Source organism: Hymenobacter volaticus (assembly GCF_022921055.1).
Lineage (GTDB): Bacteria > Bacteroidota > Bacteroidia > Cytophagales > Hymenobacteraceae > Hymenobacter > Hymenobacter volaticus.
Genome location: NZ_CP095061.1, coordinates 2,620,979 through 2,638,140 on the forward strand (window position 1 = coordinate 2,620,979; position 17,162 = coordinate 2,638,140).

Sequence of the window (17,162 nt, forward strand, 5' to 3'; positions counted from 1 at the left end):
TAAGTTGAAACTAAAAAGGCTCGCCATATGGCGAGCCTTTTTTAAGTGTACGTACATTGATTAATTAGCTCAACTGTTTGCGAATTTTATCTAACAGGATGCGCACAATTTCCAAGTCGTCGGTATCCTGGATATGAAGTTGGGTATCGAGCCCTGGGCCGCTGATGTGAATCATGAAGCTTGGAGACCCTGACGAGTTGACCATAGACACTGGTACGGGCGGTGACGCTGGTACGTTGGACGCCGGTTTTGCGGCAGGTAAAGGTAGAGAAGCCTTAGGGGGCGCTGGAGTTGAGGTATTAATGGTATTAGATGCCGATTTATTATGTGCCTCTGACGGGGGCTCAGGCGATTTAGTGGGTGATGAGGCAGTCGCCGGAGTTTGAGTCGACTGGTGCAATCCAAACAGGGCTGAAATGGGGTCTGAGTCGTCGCTCTCAGGAGCGTTGGCTCTACTTATCGGCGGTGCCGGCACAAAAGGCCTACTGGCGGATGTACCAGGGTTACCGTTATTTTCAAATTCAGAGTCTAAATCATCTGGTGTAGGTTGTGCTACGTCCATAGAGTCAGCAGGAGCAGAGCCTGAATCTGTAGTTGCTTTTGTTTTATCAGAACCCTTAAACAAGTTCAGAGGCATTTCACCACTGGCCAGCTCACGCCGCGGTCCTTGTTGAGCCGCCAACTGATCTATATCGGCAATAACGTTTCGTTCATCGATGATGCCGGTCATGCGCGCTCCTTCCACAAAGGCTTTGGCTACATTCTGAGCATTTATCTCTTCTACACCAAACTCGCGGATAAGCATGATGTCAAACATATGTACTGGAAGTTCCCGATTACGAAACTTCCGGCATATCTGAGTGAAGAGTGGAGGGTGGAGAAAGGCCTCGCGATGATAAAGCGTTTCCTCTTGCTTGTCATACGCATGCTTTATACGGCGAAACAGGTTGGTTGTAGTAAGCAACTCTCGTTTACTGGTTAGTAACCCAAACTTAACCGCTGAGCCAAGAATGGCCTTGAAAGAGCCACTGACTTTACGATTGAGCTTACGGGCACAAGTTTCCAAAGAGCACTTACCACCAGTATCATCAACTACCTCTGATACCTCCCATGCGCTTTGATAGCTAGTGCGGGGGTAGTCTATGGTCTTAGGCATAAAAAGATAGAGTTTAAGTGAGTGGCAAGTATAAGAATAAAAAGTATGTAAAAGTAGCATAAAGTATAAAATAGTTCATAAAAGTTATACTTTCTTGTACTTTATGTACTTTTTTTTACTAATAGCTTTTATTGTGCATTAATAGATCATACCAATGTGAGGTATAATAGCCATAGTAATTATATACTAAACTACAGTATGGGGGGTCGGGGCTTGGAGAGGCTATGTGAAAGGTCAATTAATGCCTCTTATAAGCGCTTCCTACAGCTTAGCATCAATTATCGAGGGCAAGTTTGCCTATAATTTACATAGTTTTATAACATAGAAAACGTGTATAAACAGGCTTACAATAGGAGAGGAGACGTTAAATTTTTTCGGTCCTCATTTTACTTAAGACTAGGCATAAACACCCAATTACATCATAACGGCTGTTCATTATGTGTAAATTGTATGTAGTCCATGACTTTCGCAGTTATACTGCGCAGTTCAATTGACGACTAACCCTGCGAACTGGGAGCAAAATGTCTATACTATCAAAAAGCACATTCTCTAACCAAACAATATCTAACCGAAAAGCCTTTTCTGAGGTAACAGTTGCTAATGTGTAATCCAACCTTGCTAGCTCACATAAGAAAGTTCGAGTGTACGGTCTTAAATAATTCGCTGCTTTCAAGCATTTTTCTCTCATCTAACACATCAACAAATTAAACTTCATACTAGGAGGCTTTCTATGGACTAAGGTTCACGTAGTAGCCATAAGCGTATCAATGCAATCACCAACAGAATTTAGTGAGAGCATTTGTGCTTTGTACTCAGCTAGTCGTAGGGTCAATTCAAACCTTTAATTGGATCTGTCTGACCCACTAGCTGTAAATAGCAAGCATATTATTCAAGGCCCTTTGGCGACCAGGACATTTGTCTTATAATTTATATTATGTTAAGTAGACTTTTCAAAAACTAGCCCGAAGCCTTTTTAGGTCCTCGGGCTGGTTTCATCTGTCTCCCCTCTTAAAGGGAAAACTACTTCTTCAATCCGTCAAGCTTAGCGTTCATTTTCTCAGCATCCGCAGTGCGACCTAGCTTAGCATATACTTTACCCAAAGATGTGATGGTTGCACGATCGTCAGGCTGGATGGCGAGTGCCTTCTCAAAATACGGTACAGAATCCGTGAAGAACTTTTTACCGTCTGTCTCGAACTTCTTACCGCTTTTTTGATACGTAGCCAAGTCCATTTTACTAGCCTTGGTATACAAGTCAGCCGCTTTGTTGTAGTTATAAACGCCCAAGTTGAAGTTGGCGTCGAAGTTATTTGGATCAACCTCTACAGCTTTCCGGTAAGCCGCCAACGCTTTTTCTGGTTGCTTGTCTTGGTCATAAATGGAACCGAGAACAGCATACAGGTTGGAGTTCTTAGGATCGGCAGCAATAGCGTTTTCGATTTTGCTGATAGCTTCCTTACCACGGCCAGCGCTCAGGTACATATTCAACTCCTCCAGCATAAAGCTTTTGTTGTTGGGATATGCTTTCAAGGCTTGCTCAACCACCTTCATGGCTTCTTGCTCGTTTTTCTCCTGGCGGGCAATCTGCAACATCCGCCCGTACATCTGGGGCGATTTGTAGTTCATGCTCTGTAGTTGCGCATATGTCTGCTTGGCGCTGGCAAAGTCTTCTTTGGCTTCAGCTGCAAAAGCCGCATACAAATACGCGGTGGTATCCTGCGGACGAATTTGCTGCGCCATTTTGTAGGAAGCCAACGCATCGTCGTACTTCTTACCGTTGTAGTTCTCTACGCCAGCATTGAGCGCTAGTCCGTATAGGTTATCGAGCTTAGCGGTAGCTTGCTTGCCGAACTCACCATCTTTACCATCGAGTTCGATGGCTTTCTTGTACGACTCGTACGCAACCTTAGTGCCTTCACCGGGCTGCAGTGCCTTGCCGTAGATGGGATTGGTGGTCATGGCGTCGTAGATTTCGCCCCGCGTAAACCAGGTTTTAGCCTTGGTCGAGGTTTTCTCGTTGACAATGGCTTTGTCAATCTCGGTACGGGCTTTGTCAAGTAGACCGCTCTTCTGATTTAGAATGGCATTGGTGACCGCCGAATTCTGGGCCGAAGCGGAAGTGAGAGCTGCCGCAGCAACAAGCGTCAGAATAATCTTCTTCATGGGGTTTTTTCGTGAAGAAAGTGGATGTGGAAAGGAATTGCTGAACAAACCGCAAGAACCGGCCCGAAGTTCAGCTTACCGGTTCTGTAGCTTTTAGGAGTGGCAGAAGAAACACCGACACTTAATTTAAGTCGACCTCACTCCTGCCACTACACTAAAAAAACAACGCTTAGTTATCGCTGAGCGCGTCGGGATCAGTGAGAGATTCTAAATCATCGGAGTCTGGTACAACCTCGGCAGAGGTTACATCATCTCCATTTTCGCTAATGGCAAGGGTCGTGCCATCAGCTAGTAACTCGCCATCTAATTCCTTTTCGTCTTCGGCCGCAACTTTGGCCACCGACGAAATAGCGTCTCCGCTGCTCAATCGAATCAAACGTACACCCTGCGTAGCGCGACCAATTGAACGCAGTTCCTTGGCAACACTCATCCGAATGGTAATACCCGACTTATTGATGATCATCAAATCATCAGAGTCCGAAACAGCTTTGATGGTTACCAAAGCTCCGGTTTTCTCGGTGATTTTCATGGCCCGAACTCCTTTGCCACCGCGGTTGGTGATGCGGTATTCTTCGAGCGGGCTGCGCTTGCCGTAGCCGTTTTCGGAAACTACCAGCAACTCTTCCTGGCTGTCATTGGCAATGCACACCATCCCAACTACCCGATCATTTTCGTCGGAGAGAGTGATACCGCGCACTCCAGCAGCCGTCCGGCCCATGGAGCGCACTTTCTCTTCGGGAAAACGCACCGCCCGACCCGAGCGCAACGCTACCACCACTTCCGACTTACCGCTGGTCAGCTGTACATCGAGCAGCCGGTCGCCTTCGTTGATGGTAATGGCGTTGATACCAGCGGTGCGAGGACGTGAGTACGCCTCAAGCGGCGTTTTCTTCACGGTGCCCTGCTCGGTGCAGAACATCAGGTAGGTGTTTTCCAGGTAATCCGGGTCGCGGAGGCCACGCACGTTGAGTACCGACCGGACGCTGTCTTCGCGCGGAATTTCAATCAAGTTCTGGATCGGCCGGCCTTTGGCAGCTTTACCAGCTTCGGGCACCTCGTACACTTTCAGCCAGAACACCCGACCTAGCTCGGTGAAGAACAACAGATATTCGTGGGTGGTAGCCACAAACAAGTGCTCGGTGAAGTCGTCTTGCTTGGAAGCTGCCCCCGAGCGCCTACTCCTCCCCGACCCTGCGTCCGGTACTCTGCCAACGCAGTGCGCTTGATATAGCCGTCGTTGGAGATGGTAATAACCATGCTCTCGTCGGCAATCATGTCTTCCATGCTAAAGTCGCCACCGGCGTACTCGATCATGGTGCGCCGCTTGTCGCCGTACCGTTCCCGGATGTCGATCATTTCGTCGCGGATGATCTTGCGTTGCAGCTCATCCGAAGCCAAAACCGACTTCAGGTAATCAACCAGCTTCATCAGCTCGTCGTATTCCTGCACGATCTTGTCGCGCTCCAGGCCGGTGAGGCGCTGCAGACGCATATCCAGGATAGCGCGGGCCTGCACTTCGCTCAGCGAGAACCGCTCAATGAGTTGCGCCCGGGCTACTTCGCCGTCGCGCGAACCCCGGATCAGGGCAATCACCTCGTCCAAGTGGTCGAGAGCAATAAGCAAGCCTTCCAGGATGTGGGCCCGCTTTTGAGCTTCAGCTAGTTCATAGCGCGTACGCCGTACTACTACGTCGGCGCGGTGCTCTACGAAATAGTGAATCAGTTCCTTAAGGTTGAGCGTCATCGGACGCCCTTTCACCAAGCACACGTTATTGACGCCGAAGGACGACTGCAACTGCGTGTAGCGGTAAAGCTGGTTGAGTACCACGTTGGGCATGGCGTCGCGCTTGAGCACGTACACAATGCGCATACCGTCCCGGTCAGACTCGTCACGCAAGTCGGCAATGCCTTCAATGCGCTTCTCATTGATCAGGGCGGCCGTTTTCTCGATCATCGACGCCTTATTCACCATGTAGGGGATTTCGGTGATGACGATCTGCTCCTTGCCACTATCCAGGGTTTCGACGTGGGCTTTTGCCCGCACGACCACCCGGCCCCGACCCGTTTCGAAAGCTTGCTTTACACCCTCGTAGCCATAGATGGTACCACCCGTTGGAAAGTCCGGGGCGGTGATGTGCTCCATGAGCTCGGCAATGGTAACGTCGGAGTTGTCGAGATAGGCAATGATACCGTTCACGACTTCCGTCATGTTGTGGGGTGGCATGTTGGTAGCCATACCCACCGCAATACCCGTGGTACCGTTTACCAACAGGTTCGGAAACTTCGAGGGCATTACGCTGGGCTCTTCCAGCGAGTCGTCGAAGTTGGGCTGGAAGTCAACTGTTTCTTTGTCCAGGTCGCCGAGCATCTCGTCGGCCAGCCGCTTCAGGCGGGCTTCGGTGTAACGCATAGCAGCGGGTGAGTCGCCGTCAACGGAGCCGAAGTTACCTTGGCCGTCGACGAGCGGATAACGCAGACTCCAGTCCTGGGCCATACGTACCATCGTATCGTACACGGACGAGTCGCCGTGCGGGTGATACTTACCGAGTACTTCGCCCACGATACGGGCGCTCTTTTTGTAGGACTTGTTGTAAGAGACGCCTAGTTCGCTCATGCCATAGAGCACGCGGCGGTGCACGGGTTTAAGGCCGTCGCGCACGTCGGGCAGAGCCCGGGAGATGATAACCGACATCGAGTAATCGATGTAGGCGCCGCGCATCTCGTCTTCAATGTTAATCGGAATGATTTTTTCGCCTTCCGCCATAGGGAGAACTTAGTCGGCCGACCACTGCTTGAACGGCAGTTTCGGCACCGTGAATGATGGTTGCGTTTAGTCCGCAAGATACGCAAAAAACCCCGTTTTTCCCAGCTTCCGCCCCGATTTAGGCAGGCTAATTGCTGCGCTTAAGCTTAGTGGATGGACTTGCTTTTATCGGACTTGTGTTTGCCGGCTTTCGGGTTGTATGTCTTGATTTTTTCGCCAATAGCGGGGTTTTGTTTCTTGAAGATGGGTTGCCCCCGATACTTCACGCCATCATGGAAATGCACCTTACGAGTATGGCAGGATACAATTGGGCAGGAACGACAGGAAGTGAAAACAACCAGTAACAGAAGCGGCCAATACCGCCGCGCGAAGAATAAAAATAATTTCATGGGGTAAAGATATTCAGTTGCCAGTAGTCAGCCAGCCCCCACTAAAATCCGGCTTACCTACTAAGTTAAAAGATTACTTTAACCATATCTATTCTCTCTTAAGCACCAGATTATAAACACTCTTACATCCACCGCGTACTAGGGCTGGCAATCATGTACTTCGGCTAGCTCTAGAGAGGGGCCTCACAAACCTGTTAGCGCTTTGGCAAGGGCAACAGCGATTTTCAGGTGGCGGCGTGGCCTTGCTCGTATGTGGTATGATTTTAGGATCGTTCTACAAAAACCCAAGCATTACATAGCTGCAATAATATTTTGAGTGGAAAGGCTATGGACATAAAGCAAGACCCAACAATAACTGAACTAACCAACGGCTACCTTTTCCCAGACCGTGTTAGCCAGCTTAGCACCATAGTCGGCAAGAGCACTATAATTGTAGAGCAGGCATTGGCCCAGGTGATTCCGTGGGTGATACGTTTGCTTACCGAGCGGATGGCGCGGCCACAGGGGGCCGAAGCAATATGGAACCTGGCAAAGCAGGCTCAGCAAACCCCCATGCCCCCTCAGTTCGACAGGCTCGACATAGCAACCTGGGGCGGGCGGGGCCTGAGCCTTATGCAAGATCTGCTCAGAGACACCTATGATTCCACTACGTTCCGCATGTCAATTAAGGCGGGCTTGCCGCTTGCCTCCTTCAATCTACTATTAGAAGTAGTTGTGGCAGTTGTATTGAGCGGCCTCGGCCACTATGCCGCCGACCACAACTTCGATGCCCCTGGCCTACGCAACTGGCTACAACACTGGCTACAACAGCAGCAACCTCTTCCCGACGCCGAGCCTCAAGCAACGCCCACCAAGCAAGTGGCACCAACTCCTGATTCAACAACTCGCCGCTCTATTCCGCCACGCCCTCGGCAGTCGGCTCCTAAGTTCGAAGCCAGCGCCGGAGACTGGGCTACAGTAGGCGGCGGCAGTATTTTTGTACCGAAGCGCCGCACATTAATCGGTTCGTATCTGGGCCAGATGGCTGCCTGGAAATGGGTTCTTTTGCTGTTTCCAGTCTTGGCACTCGGTTACGGCTTTTTTAAATGGCTCCCTGCTACCAACGAAGCTCTTTCCGCCGAACAGCGTACCCCCGTGGCTTACACCGCTACCACCTCTTCCTCGCTTAACGCGGAATCCACTCCTGCAGCATCCACGCTGAGCGGGCAGACGCCCCCCGGTCACTACGACGCTGCTACCGACACCTACATCTATAACACGGGGCAACCGCTGATTATTACGCTGGCTGATGGCAGCACGCAACGAGTAGGCATGAATTCGACGGAATATCAGCTTTACCGGTTTCTGGCCGATGCCCACCGCCAAGCCGACTCTCTGAACCCCGGCACCGGCTGGATTAACGTCGACCGAGTGTATTTCAAATCGGGCGAGGCAACGCTCACACCTGAATCGCAGCAGCAGCTAACTAACCTGGCAGCCATTCTGAGAACCTTTCCCCGTGCTAAAATTCTGTTTGGTGGCTACAGCGACAGTATTGGGGATGCGGCGAAAAATTTGCGCCTCAGCGACGCTCGGGCGCAGACCGCTATGCGGGCCCTGGCGGCAAAAGGCATCTCGCAAAGCCGCCTGCAAGCCACTGGCTATGGTGAAGCCTACGCCGTAGCGTCCAATGCCGCCCCGGTAGGCCGCGCCCTCAATCGTCGGCTTAGTATCAAAGTGGTTTCTAAATCTGCGCCTCTCCCACCGGAGCCACTGGAAACTAAAACTGCTCTTGCTGCTAGCACCGCCGCCCAAGCCGCAAAATCGACCCGTTCAAGTGCCACGCAGCAACTCCGGCGGAAAAAGTCCCGTCAGCGCACCAAGGTGGGGCGCTGGATCAACAATGTCCGGCAAAAGTTTCGCTCGAAACGCAACCGACAACAGTAAGGATGCAGCAAACAAAACCCGGTCGGTTCCGCGGAACCGACCGGGTTTTGTTTGCTATGCTTGTTGCTCGGCATTCACGTCCTGGCCTTCCCACTCGCGCAGGAACTGCGTTAGGAACTGCTCCATAAACGCGTGGCGCTCCTCGGCTACTTTGCGGGCCGCGGGCGTATGTAACCGCTCCCGCAGGTGCAACAGCTTCTCGTAGAAATGGTTGACCGTGGGGGCAGTGTTTTTCTTGTAGCTCTCAAACGACTCGTGTACCACCGGCGGCACAGTTGGATCGTGCAGTGGACGACCTTTGTACCCACCGTAGGCAAAGGCGCGGGCCACGCCGATAGCGCCAATGGCATCAAGTCGGTCGGCATCTTGCACCAATTCGCCCTCGACTGAACTCATGGGAGTTGCCACGCCGAGGCCCTTGAAACTTATTTCACGGATAATGCGCTCCACGGCCTCAATCACGCCTTCCTCGGTTTGCTGACTTTCCAGCCAGGCCCTCGAAGCCCGCGGACCCGCTTCTTCATCACCATCGTGAAACTTCCAGTCGGCTACATCGTGCAGCAAAGCACCAAGTTCGGTAACAAGCGGATTGGCCTGTGGGGTGTCGCGGGCGAGGGCGCGGGCGACCTGCCATACCCGCCGAATGTGTTCCCAATCATGGCCCGAACCTTCGTGCAGGAATTTCTCGCGGACGAAGTCGGCGGTACGGTTAATTAAAGCTTGATCGTTCAAAAGCAACAGTGAAAAGTACGGCCACCCCACCGTGGGTCGGCCTAGCAAAGCAACGGCTTTGCCGCGAAAAAAAGGGTATCCCTCCTAATAATTAGGAATTACAGTTCGCGTAAGTACTGCGGAGGCACGTCATCAATAAGCCACACCCCATTGCCGGACACGTAGAAAAAGTGACCCGCAGAGTGCAAGCGGGCTGCATCAACGGCCAACAGAACAGCGGGGCCGCGGCGGTTGCCCACGCGCCGGGCTGTTTCCTCATCGGGTGAGAGGTGTACGTGGTGGCGCTTCATCTTTTTCAGGCCCTCGCGAAGGATAGCTGGCAAGGCAGCCGGCACCGTGCCATGATAAAGTACGGCTGGTGGCGTTACGGGTACCAGCCCAAGGTCGACGGGGATGCTGTGGCCTTGTTGCGCACGAATACGGGTGCCTTCGGCATCAAAGGCAAAGCGCTGTTTGTCGCTGTTGGTTACTAGTTCGTCTAGTTCGGGACGGCTGATGGGCTGGCCATGACGAGCGGCAGCGGCCAGCAGTTCCTCTACTCCTACCCATCCGCCCTCCGCCAACGTCAAATTAAGCGCTTCGGGACGGTGGCGCAGGTGTAAACTTAGAAACTTGCTGAGGCGTGTAGCGCGGGCGGAATCCATATAATCTTTAGTTCAGTTGAAGCTCAGCATAACTATTCCATACTAGCTGAAGTACTCGAAGTTGACCTTTTTTCTTTGCAGATTCAATTTCAGTACCACATGGCAACCTACAATTAACCGAATAACGGCTTAGACCCACTAGAAGACGACTTGAATGGCATGCCCAACGGAGGCAACATCACGGGCAGCAACCAATTTGGCAAGGAAAACCTCCCGCCCGACCACGACGACGCGCCGCAGGGTGATACCGCTTTCGGAGACCAAGGCAGCGACTACAATCAGCAGCGGCGTTACAGTGCCGCCAGCCCCGACGAACCTTACAGTTCGGTAGGTCGCAGCTACGGCACAGGCCGCGCCGACTTCAATGGCGACGAAGACCGTGCTTACGACGAAAGCGGCACCCGCGGTGGCCTAGGCACCAGTGGTGGCCGCGAGAACCTCTCCGACCGACAAGTAAATTCCGATACCAATGCTTTTCGCGGCGGCTACGGCGGAGGCGACTATAACCAGCCTCGCCCAGAGGAAGCTCAAAACATCGGTATGAACAGCCGTAATCCAACTGCTTCACCCAACTCAACGCAATCCGACCAGGACTTCGAGCAAAGTCAGCCTTAACCGTTTGCCCTACTCGTAAAAAGACCTCTGCCTTCTTACAAACACAGCCGATATGAAACGGAAATTGGTGGCAGCCGCCTTGGCTACCACCAATTTCCGTTTCATATCGGCTGTTTACTTAGTAACTCAGCCCTGCTTCCTATGGGTTTGTAGCTGTAACTCTACTTTTCTCGGCACAACCAAGTTCCTTCTCGTACATTTCAGGAATAGAGAGCAGGCGGCAAGCAGTATATCACGCATGGATTTCTGCTGTAAAACATAGAGAACAGCAACGACAACGGAAGAACCACTCGTAAAACTTCTCTGTCTTTCTATCCTTTGCCCCTCCTGATGAAACGCCAGCGCAACAAACGGCGCCAATTCCGACAGTGGCGGCGTTTGCTTCAACGCATAGCTCTGCTCCTACTGTTAATTTTAGGCTTACTCCTCTTCTTCTACTTGCGCAAGTAGCCGATTTAACCCTGTTGTCGGACTACATTTAATAGGTCGTGCAGCTAGCATCGGTATTATCAAACCCATTATTTGTACTTTATTTATATTTTTGCATTTTTTGATACTGCATAATCTATCTTGGTCACACTAACGCTACTATGTACTTATACCGCTGATTGCTTTTCAATGAAGCTTTTTTCTACTCTGCTCTGCCTTCTTGCCCTACCCGCCGCTGATCTGTACGCTCAAGATCATGCTTCCAGCATTCAAACTTTAGACGAAACGTACGGATTTCGGGGCGCCCGATTCGAAACTGACACATCCGCGTACCGCGATTTAGCGTTGGCGGAAAAAGCCGGTCAGACGCGTTATTATCGCCGTACTGGTGAGTCCAAACAACTCGGTAGCGGTCAGATTGCCGATATTACTTACGGTTTCTACAAAGGCAAACTTGCTATCGTGATGCTGCAGACAAATGGCCTCAGCAACAGCCGTGCTGTACTAGCCGAACTACAGCAGCAAGCTGGCCCTGGCACCCGGCGCAGCCCCTATATGCAACGCTATGCTTGGAACGGCAAACGCGTACACATGAGCTACGACGAAAATGCGATGAGCTCTGACGCTCTCATTTTGATAACTTGTAAGAAACTTAAAGAGCAGGAGTTGAAACAAGCATTGCGTACGACGCGGCCGTTTCCAGCGGGCACTTAAGCCATAATAGCAGCCAACTCAAGATATATTTTCCGAGTCCGTATATTCCCACCATGCTTGCTTTATCGTTACGCCTGTACTTCGAAAACCCTGTGGGTCGTATCCTCGAACATCCCGATGGTTACGCGCTGGTCCAGTACAAAGCCGACCCTCGTCAACTTGATCATCTACAAGCTTTCCTAACGCATGCCGGGCGCTTACTGCAATTACGCAGTTGGCACAGGCTTCTTGGTGACCAACGCTTAATGGCGCCGTTCAATGATGACGAGCGCTCCTGGATTACCGACTATTGGCTGGATCGTAAAGCAAACGAAGCGCACGCGCTCTATGGAGCCGTGCTCTTACCTCATGATGTATTTGCTCGGTTATCAGTTAGCCAGATCATGCAAGAGGCCAAGGCCGCATCCCATGACGTATCGGCTATTTCAGGAGCTGGATGAGGCGGAAGCTTGGCTGCGCCAACTAGATTAGTCCCTGCTGCTTTCTTATTTCTGGCAGAAAAGTGACAAGCGGACGGCTCAGGGAGGCTTGGCATTCTTGAATGGGGCCTTGAACATTACATTTTTAAGTCTGAACCTTAGGCACTTTCAGGTTTTCGGTCATAAAAGTTTGCGAATCGGTTTGAAAAACCCATCTAGCCGCTTAGTTTTGCACCACTTCAACGCCTCCTTAGCTCAGCTGGTAGAGCAACTGACTTGTAATCAGTAGGTCGCTGGTTCGATCCCGGCAGGAGGCTCTTGAATTTGCAAACGCCCTGTGAATCACTGATTTGCAGGGCGTTTTTGTTATAAGTTGCCAACCCGGCTTAGCAGTGCTCCTAAGCAGTACAATCTAGCTTATAGACCTAGCTCCTACTGAATGGCAATTAATGCGCCTGTTTGCGTATGGCAAGATTGGTTCGCTACTCTGTTTACAGTAGCTTGGCGGCTATGAAACGATTTCTAATTCTATCGGGGTTGGCGGTAGCGTCCTGTGGGCAAGCTGAAAAGTTCCGCTACCCTGTGGTGGTAACGGCCGACAAAGCCGCAATTTATGCGCAACCAGATACGTCTGCAGACACGAGGATTATGTTTGCTAAGCGCGGCGACACCCTAGACTTGAAAGCCGGCGCTGTCAATGGCCTCTACACCGTTGCTCCCAAGCCGGGGGCGAGCTTTTTCCCAAGCACAGTTCCAAAGGCTTTATTGACACGCAGTATCTGCAGGTTCCGGATTCCACTCTTCGTGCTGCCGAAGACCCCTCTTTTCCTCGAGGTCGCCAAGCAACGCAGAAAAAATAAGCAGCAAACAGCTCTGACGGATACTTATCAAGTAGAGCGTCAACCTTTACAGGCAACTCTTTACTGATCTTTCCATTGAGTAGCTAGTTCGAAGTTTCTTCGAACTAGCTATTATTTTACTCGCACGTACTTTTCAACCATTACGCGGTTTACACCGGCCTGCTCGACCTGTTCTTGGCCTTGCTGGATGAGAGTATCTCCCTTGAAAGCAACAGTAAAAGAAAACGTATTTCCTTCCCACTTTCGGGCAGTGCAGTAGTCTAGCTGCTCGGTATACTTATCGTTGTGCAAGGAATACCGGCCGCCGCCCGACACAAAAACCGCTGAATCCTTGCCTTTCTGCAGATCATGCTGCAAAAAGGCGAAATGCGTGTTGTTGATAATTTTGATAAACGACTGATTGCTGGTAAAATCAATCACCGACGTGTCTCCCTTTTCAATTGTCGTTGCTTTTACTAACTGCCAGGTACCAACCAGCGAATGATCAGCTGGTTTTAACTCCTTGTTTTCTCTGCACGAAATTAAAAAAATGCTAATCGCCAAGAGGTAGCTATTTAGTTTCATATGCTTAGGCTTAGGCTTACGTTTCTGAACCTACTGCTCGCTTTATGCCAGCATGGCCACTAGGTTGTGTCTGCACACCTGCTAATACTATCAGGCTGCTACGCCCGAAAGGTAGCACTCAGCACGATTTTAAATAACTTGACAGTAGGCGTTTCATCGAGCTGGGATGCTACCAGCAGAGAATATGCCCAATGTAGTTTGGTGGGCGTTACCAGTTATTTTCGTTGGTAGGAGGAGCCGAACCCATCGTAGTAGTTGTCGTTGAGGTGCAGATGGGTTCCGTCTTCGTCAATATTGTAAATGGAAGTCTGCGGCTGCACCATATTAGTTCTGGGGCGTGGTAGTTGATAGTGACGGCCGGCTCCGACTGACCACTGTGGATACTGCGCAGAGTGCCGAGCGAGTAAGTGGTCGTCTCGACAAGCAAAGTTTGGCCTTGCTGCGTCTGATAAAGTTCAAGCGTATTGTTCGGTTTGAAGACTAGAGTCCGATGTACACCGGTAGAAGCAGGGGTACTGGTCGTGCCCGCAATGCCGCCACTACTCTGCTCCCACTCCCATTCACCGACTAGCCCAGAGTCTGTCGGCTCTGCTGTTTCTTTGGTGCACGCCCCGGTAGTGAATGTGAGAAAGGCTATTGCGGTGGAGAATAGAATCTTTTTCATTAATAAGGCTAACAACTAGTGGGAGTAGAATACAATCGGAAGATCAACTAGCCCAGTGGAAGGTTGCATACACGGTAGTAGAAGCCAAAAGAAGTTAAAAATTGCGGTCTTTGTGGATCATTAGCCAGATGCTTGCTCAGTTCGACTAGCGGTACGCTTCGCCCGAACGAGCAGTGCAAAATATGAGCTGATAGCAACATACCGAGAAACAACTAGCATGAATCTAATTTTAAGGGCGTTGTTATCGAAATGCAGCAGCCTAGCCAATCGTAAACCTATCCGGTAACGATTGTGATACTTTCGTTCACACATTCGTCATCTAAGGGCACCCGTTAGCCCAAATTATTTCCTTACTTGGAATTGCCTTCCAGCGAAAACAGAGCCCTGCTTTGCCAGGCTCTGGTCGGAATGGATAGGCTTGCACCGTTAGGCACTACGACATGATCCGGTTCAGCTGCTGGCTGCTTTTGCTTACTCCTTTGGTAAGTGCGAAAGGTTTCGCGCAAAGAATTGCAACGCTGGAAGTGGGGTTCCCTCCTACTCCCAGCAGTTTAGAAACACCCGTCAAAACCAGCCTGGACGCCCTTACTTTTCTGCCCGATTCGGTACTCACGCTGGTAGAAGTACAGGGCGCTAAGCGCACCAATATTCCCTTCCAAATCGAGCACGGAACCGAGCGCACTATCCATTGGATACTTGATCCGGCCGCTAGCACAACCAGCAAGCGCACCTATGAATTGGTGAAAGGCAAGGCTAGCAGAACCGATGCGACGATGCGTGTACAGGATGCACAAGGCTCGTTCACTGTCATGAGCAAAAACAAAAACCTGCTGCGCTACAACTACAAGACGGTTTACCCTCCAACGGGTATTGACACGGCTTACAAGCGGAGCGGCTTTATTCACCCGTTGTGGTCGCCGCACGGCCAGGAGTTAACCCGAATTCAGGCGCCCGACCATTACCACCACTACGGCATCTGGAACCCCTGGACGCACGTGCTCTTTGAAAAAGACACGGTCGATTTCTGGAACATCCGCGACCGGAAAGGCACCGTGCGCTTCGCCAACGCAGTTTCGACCACCGCGGGACCCGTGTACAGCGAATACCAAGTGCTGCAAGAGCATGTGGCTTTCAAGAAAGGTGGCTCGGAAAAAGTGGCCCTCAATGAGCTGCAAACCGTGCGAGTGTATCAGCCCAAAGGGCAGGACTACTACATAGCTGATGTCACCATCGATATGAATTGCGCCAGCGCCAGTCCTGTACTGCTGCTGGCTTACCGGTACGGCGGGTTTGGCTGGCGCACCACCGAAAAGTGGAACAAGGACAACAGCGAGGTGCTTACCTCGGAGGGCAAAAACCGCAAGCAGGCCGACGGTTCTACGGCGCGCTGGTGCATCGTGCAGGGCCAACTCGACAACGACTACGCGGGGGTGGTGATGATGTCGTACCCAACCAACTACAACCACCCCGAGCCGCTACGTATCTGGCCCGAAACACAGAATGGCCGTGGCGACATGTTTGCGAATTTCTCGCCCACCAAGAATAGGAACTGGCAGCTCAACCCCGGCCAAACTTATACGCTCAAATACCGCCTGATCGTGTACAACGGGCATTTCACGAAAGAAAAAGCGGAGAGTGGTTGGCAGGCTTTCAGCGCCGAGCCCAAAGTTACGGTGCAACGCAAGTGATACTTTCTTCTGATCTGTGTAAAAACCCCTCCCATGAGCGAAGAAAAACCCTCCCAGGTTTCGAGAAGAAGCTTTCTGGAAACCTCCACTAAAGTAGCGGCGGCCACCTTGGTGTTCGGCGGTTTCCCGACCATTGTGCCGGCCAGCGTTTTCGGCAAAAACGCGCCGAGCAACCGCATCAACATCGGCGCCATCGGCACGGGGCGCATTTCCCGCATTCACGACATGCCCGGCGTGTGGCAGTACGACCAAGCCCAGATCATGGCGGTCTGCGATGTGGACACTCGGCGCGCCGAAGAAGGAAAACAGCTGGTCAACGAGTTTTACACCAAGAAAAACGGCAAGCCGTACGACGGGGTGAAGGTGTACCATGACTACCAAGCGCTGCTGCAGAATAAGGACATCGACGGCGTCTTAATCAGCACGCCCGACCATTGGCACGCGCTGATTGGGATGGCGGCCGTAAGGGCGGGCAAAGATGTGTACTGCCAAAAACCAACCTCCTTGACCATTGCGGAAGGCAGGGCCCTGAGCGACGCCGTGAAAAGCACGGGGCGCATTTTCCAGATTGGCAGCCAGCAGCGGTCATCCACCCAGTTCCGCTACGCGGCCGAACTCGTGCGCAACGGGCGTATTGGCACCTTGAAAACCGTTTCCATTGGGTTGCCCGGCGACCCTTCGGGTGAAGAAGAAGTTGCCATGCCGATACCCGCCAACTTAAACTACGACCGGTGGCTGGGCTCGACACCCGAAGTGTTTTACACCGAAAAACGCGTGCACCCGCAACAAGGCTACGACCGGCCCGGCTGGTTGCGCTGCGAGCAATTCGGGGCCGGCATGATTACGGGTTGGGGCTCGCACCACGTCGATTGTGCCCACTGGGCCATGAACACCGAACACACCGGCCCCGTGGAAGTATGGGGCAGCGCCGAATTCCCTAAAAAGGGCTTGTGGGACGTGCACGGCCCGTTTAAGACTGAGGGGCGCTATGCCAACGGCGTGCACATGATTATCAGCGACAGTTTGCCGAACGGTATCAAGTTTGAAGGCACCGAGGGCTGGATATTCGTGTCGCGCGGCGATGCCAAGGCCACGTCCAGCGACCCGGTTAGTCTGCAAGCCGCCAAAGCGCTAGATGCCAGCGACCCGAAAATTATCCAGTCGGTGATTGGGCCCAACGAAATCCACCTGTACGAAAGCAAAGAGCACCACGGCAACTGGCTGGAGTGCATCAAGTCGCGCAAGCAACCCATTGCGCCCGTGGAAGTGGGCCACCGCTCCTGCTCGACGTGTTTAATTCATCATATTGTGATGAAGTTGAAGCGCAAAGTGTATTGGGACCCCGCCAAGGAGCAGTTCGTGAATGATGCGGAAGCGAACCGTCTGCTTTCCCGGCCCCAGCGCAAACCCTACACGCTGCCCGGCTAACACAACCA

Annotated in this window: 13 protein-coding genes, 1 tRNA gene and 1 pseudogene; 8 read left to right on the top strand and 7 right to left on the bottom strand. The window is 51.9% G+C overall.

Going from position 1 to position 17,162, the window contains the following annotated elements; translation table 11 throughout:
* Positions 1-64 precede the first annotated feature (64 nt).
* From MUN86_RS11415 to MUN86_RS11430, 4 genes and pseudogenes are all read right to left on the bottom strand, one after another.
* A complete protein-coding gene (locus MUN86_RS11415; protein WP_245125487.1) occupies positions 65-1,156 on the bottom strand; it encodes a hypothetical protein in 1,092 nt (363 codons plus the stop codon).
* 1,020 nt (positions 1,157-2,176) lie between these two features.
* Positions 2,177-3,319, bottom strand: a complete 1,143-nt coding sequence (locus MUN86_RS11420; protein ID WP_245125489.1) for a tetratricopeptide repeat protein — start codon at positions 3,317-3,319, stop codon at positions 2,177-2,179.
* 169 nt (positions 3,320-3,488) lie between these two features.
* Positions 3,489-6,082, bottom strand: a pseudogene (gene gyrA / locus MUN86_RS11425) (DNA gyrase subunit A).
* 146 nt (positions 6,083-6,228) lie between these two features.
* Positions 6,229-6,471 carry a hypothetical protein gene (locus MUN86_RS11430; RefSeq protein ID WP_245125491.1) on the bottom strand — a complete coding sequence of 81 codons (243 nt, stop codon included), beginning with the start codon at positions 6,469-6,471 and terminating at the stop codon, positions 6,229-6,231.
* A gap of 327 nt (positions 6,472-6,798) precedes the next feature.
* Here MUN86_RS11430 and MUN86_RS11435 point away from each other — a divergent pair, with 327 nt between their 5' ends.
* Positions 6,799-8,397, top strand: a complete 1,599-nt coding sequence (locus MUN86_RS11435) for an OmpA family protein (RefSeq protein WP_245125494.1) — start codon at positions 6,799-6,801, stop codon at positions 8,395-8,397.
* Between the two features lie 54 nt (positions 8,398-8,451).
* On the opposite strand, the gene MUN86_RS11440 is transcribed toward MUN86_RS11435, so the two are convergent.
* Together MUN86_RS11440 and MUN86_RS11445 are read right to left on the bottom strand one after the other, a co-directional pair.
* Positions 8,452-9,129 (bottom strand): HD domain-containing protein, encoded by a 678-nt coding sequence (locus tag MUN86_RS11440; RefSeq protein WP_245125497.1) that lies wholly within the window; start codon positions 9,127-9,129, stop codon positions 8,452-8,454.
* Between the two features lie 98 nt (positions 9,130-9,227).
* Positions 9,228-9,773 carry an RNA 2'-phosphotransferase gene (locus MUN86_RS11445; RefSeq protein WP_245125499.1) on the bottom strand — a complete coding sequence of 182 codons (546 nt, stop codon included), beginning with the start codon at positions 9,771-9,773 and terminating at the stop codon, positions 9,228-9,230.
* A gap of 159 nt (positions 9,774-9,932) precedes the next feature.
* Here MUN86_RS11445 and MUN86_RS11450 point away from each other — a divergent pair, with 159 nt between their 5' ends.
* The 5 genes from MUN86_RS11450 (at position 9,933) to MUN86_RS11470 (ending at position 12,877) form a co-directional block, all read left to right on the top strand.
* Positions 9,933-10,388: a hypothetical protein gene (locus MUN86_RS11450; RefSeq protein ID WP_245125501.1), complete on the top strand. Its 456-nt coding sequence runs from the start codon at positions 9,933-9,935 to the stop codon at positions 10,386-10,388.
* Positions 10,389-11,006: 618 nt separating this feature from the next.
* Positions 11,007-11,531 (top strand): hypothetical protein, encoded by a 525-nt coding sequence (locus tag MUN86_RS11455; RefSeq protein WP_245125503.1) that lies wholly within the window; start codon positions 11,007-11,009, stop codon positions 11,529-11,531.
* A 53-nt stretch (positions 11,532-11,584) separates the two neighbouring features.
* A complete protein-coding gene (locus tag MUN86_RS11460) occupies positions 11,585-11,971 on the top strand; it encodes a hypothetical protein (RefSeq protein WP_245125505.1) in 387 nt (128 codons plus the stop codon).
* Positions 11,972-12,194: 223 nt separating this feature from the next.
* A tRNA-Thr gene (locus MUN86_RS11465) sits at positions 12,195-12,267 on the top strand.
* 193 nt (positions 12,268-12,460) lie between these two features.
* Positions 12,461-12,877 (top strand): hypothetical protein, encoded by a 417-nt coding sequence (locus MUN86_RS11470; RefSeq protein WP_245125507.1) that lies wholly within the window; start codon positions 12,461-12,463, stop codon positions 12,875-12,877.
* A 44-nt stretch (positions 12,878-12,921) separates the two neighbouring features.
* Here the strand turns inward: MUN86_RS11470 and MUN86_RS11475 are convergent, their stop codons facing one another.
* Positions 12,922-13,374, bottom strand: coding sequence for a DUF4488 domain-containing protein (locus MUN86_RS11475; protein ID WP_245125509.1), 453 nt, complete (start codon positions 13,372-13,374; stop codon positions 12,922-12,924).
* A gap of 1,131 nt (positions 13,375-14,505) precedes the next feature.
* Here MUN86_RS11475 and MUN86_RS11480 point away from each other — a divergent pair.
* A complete protein-coding gene (locus tag MUN86_RS11480) occupies positions 14,506-15,726 on the top strand; it encodes a DUF6807 domain-containing protein (RefSeq protein WP_245125511.1) in 1,221 nt (406 codons plus the stop codon).
* Positions 15,727-15,759: 33 nt separating this feature from the next.
* Entirely contained in the window at positions 15,760-17,154 is a 1,395-nt protein-coding gene (locus MUN86_RS11485; protein WP_245125513.1) for a Gfo/Idh/MocA family protein, read from the top strand.
* Positions 17,155-17,162 lie beyond the last annotated feature (8 nt).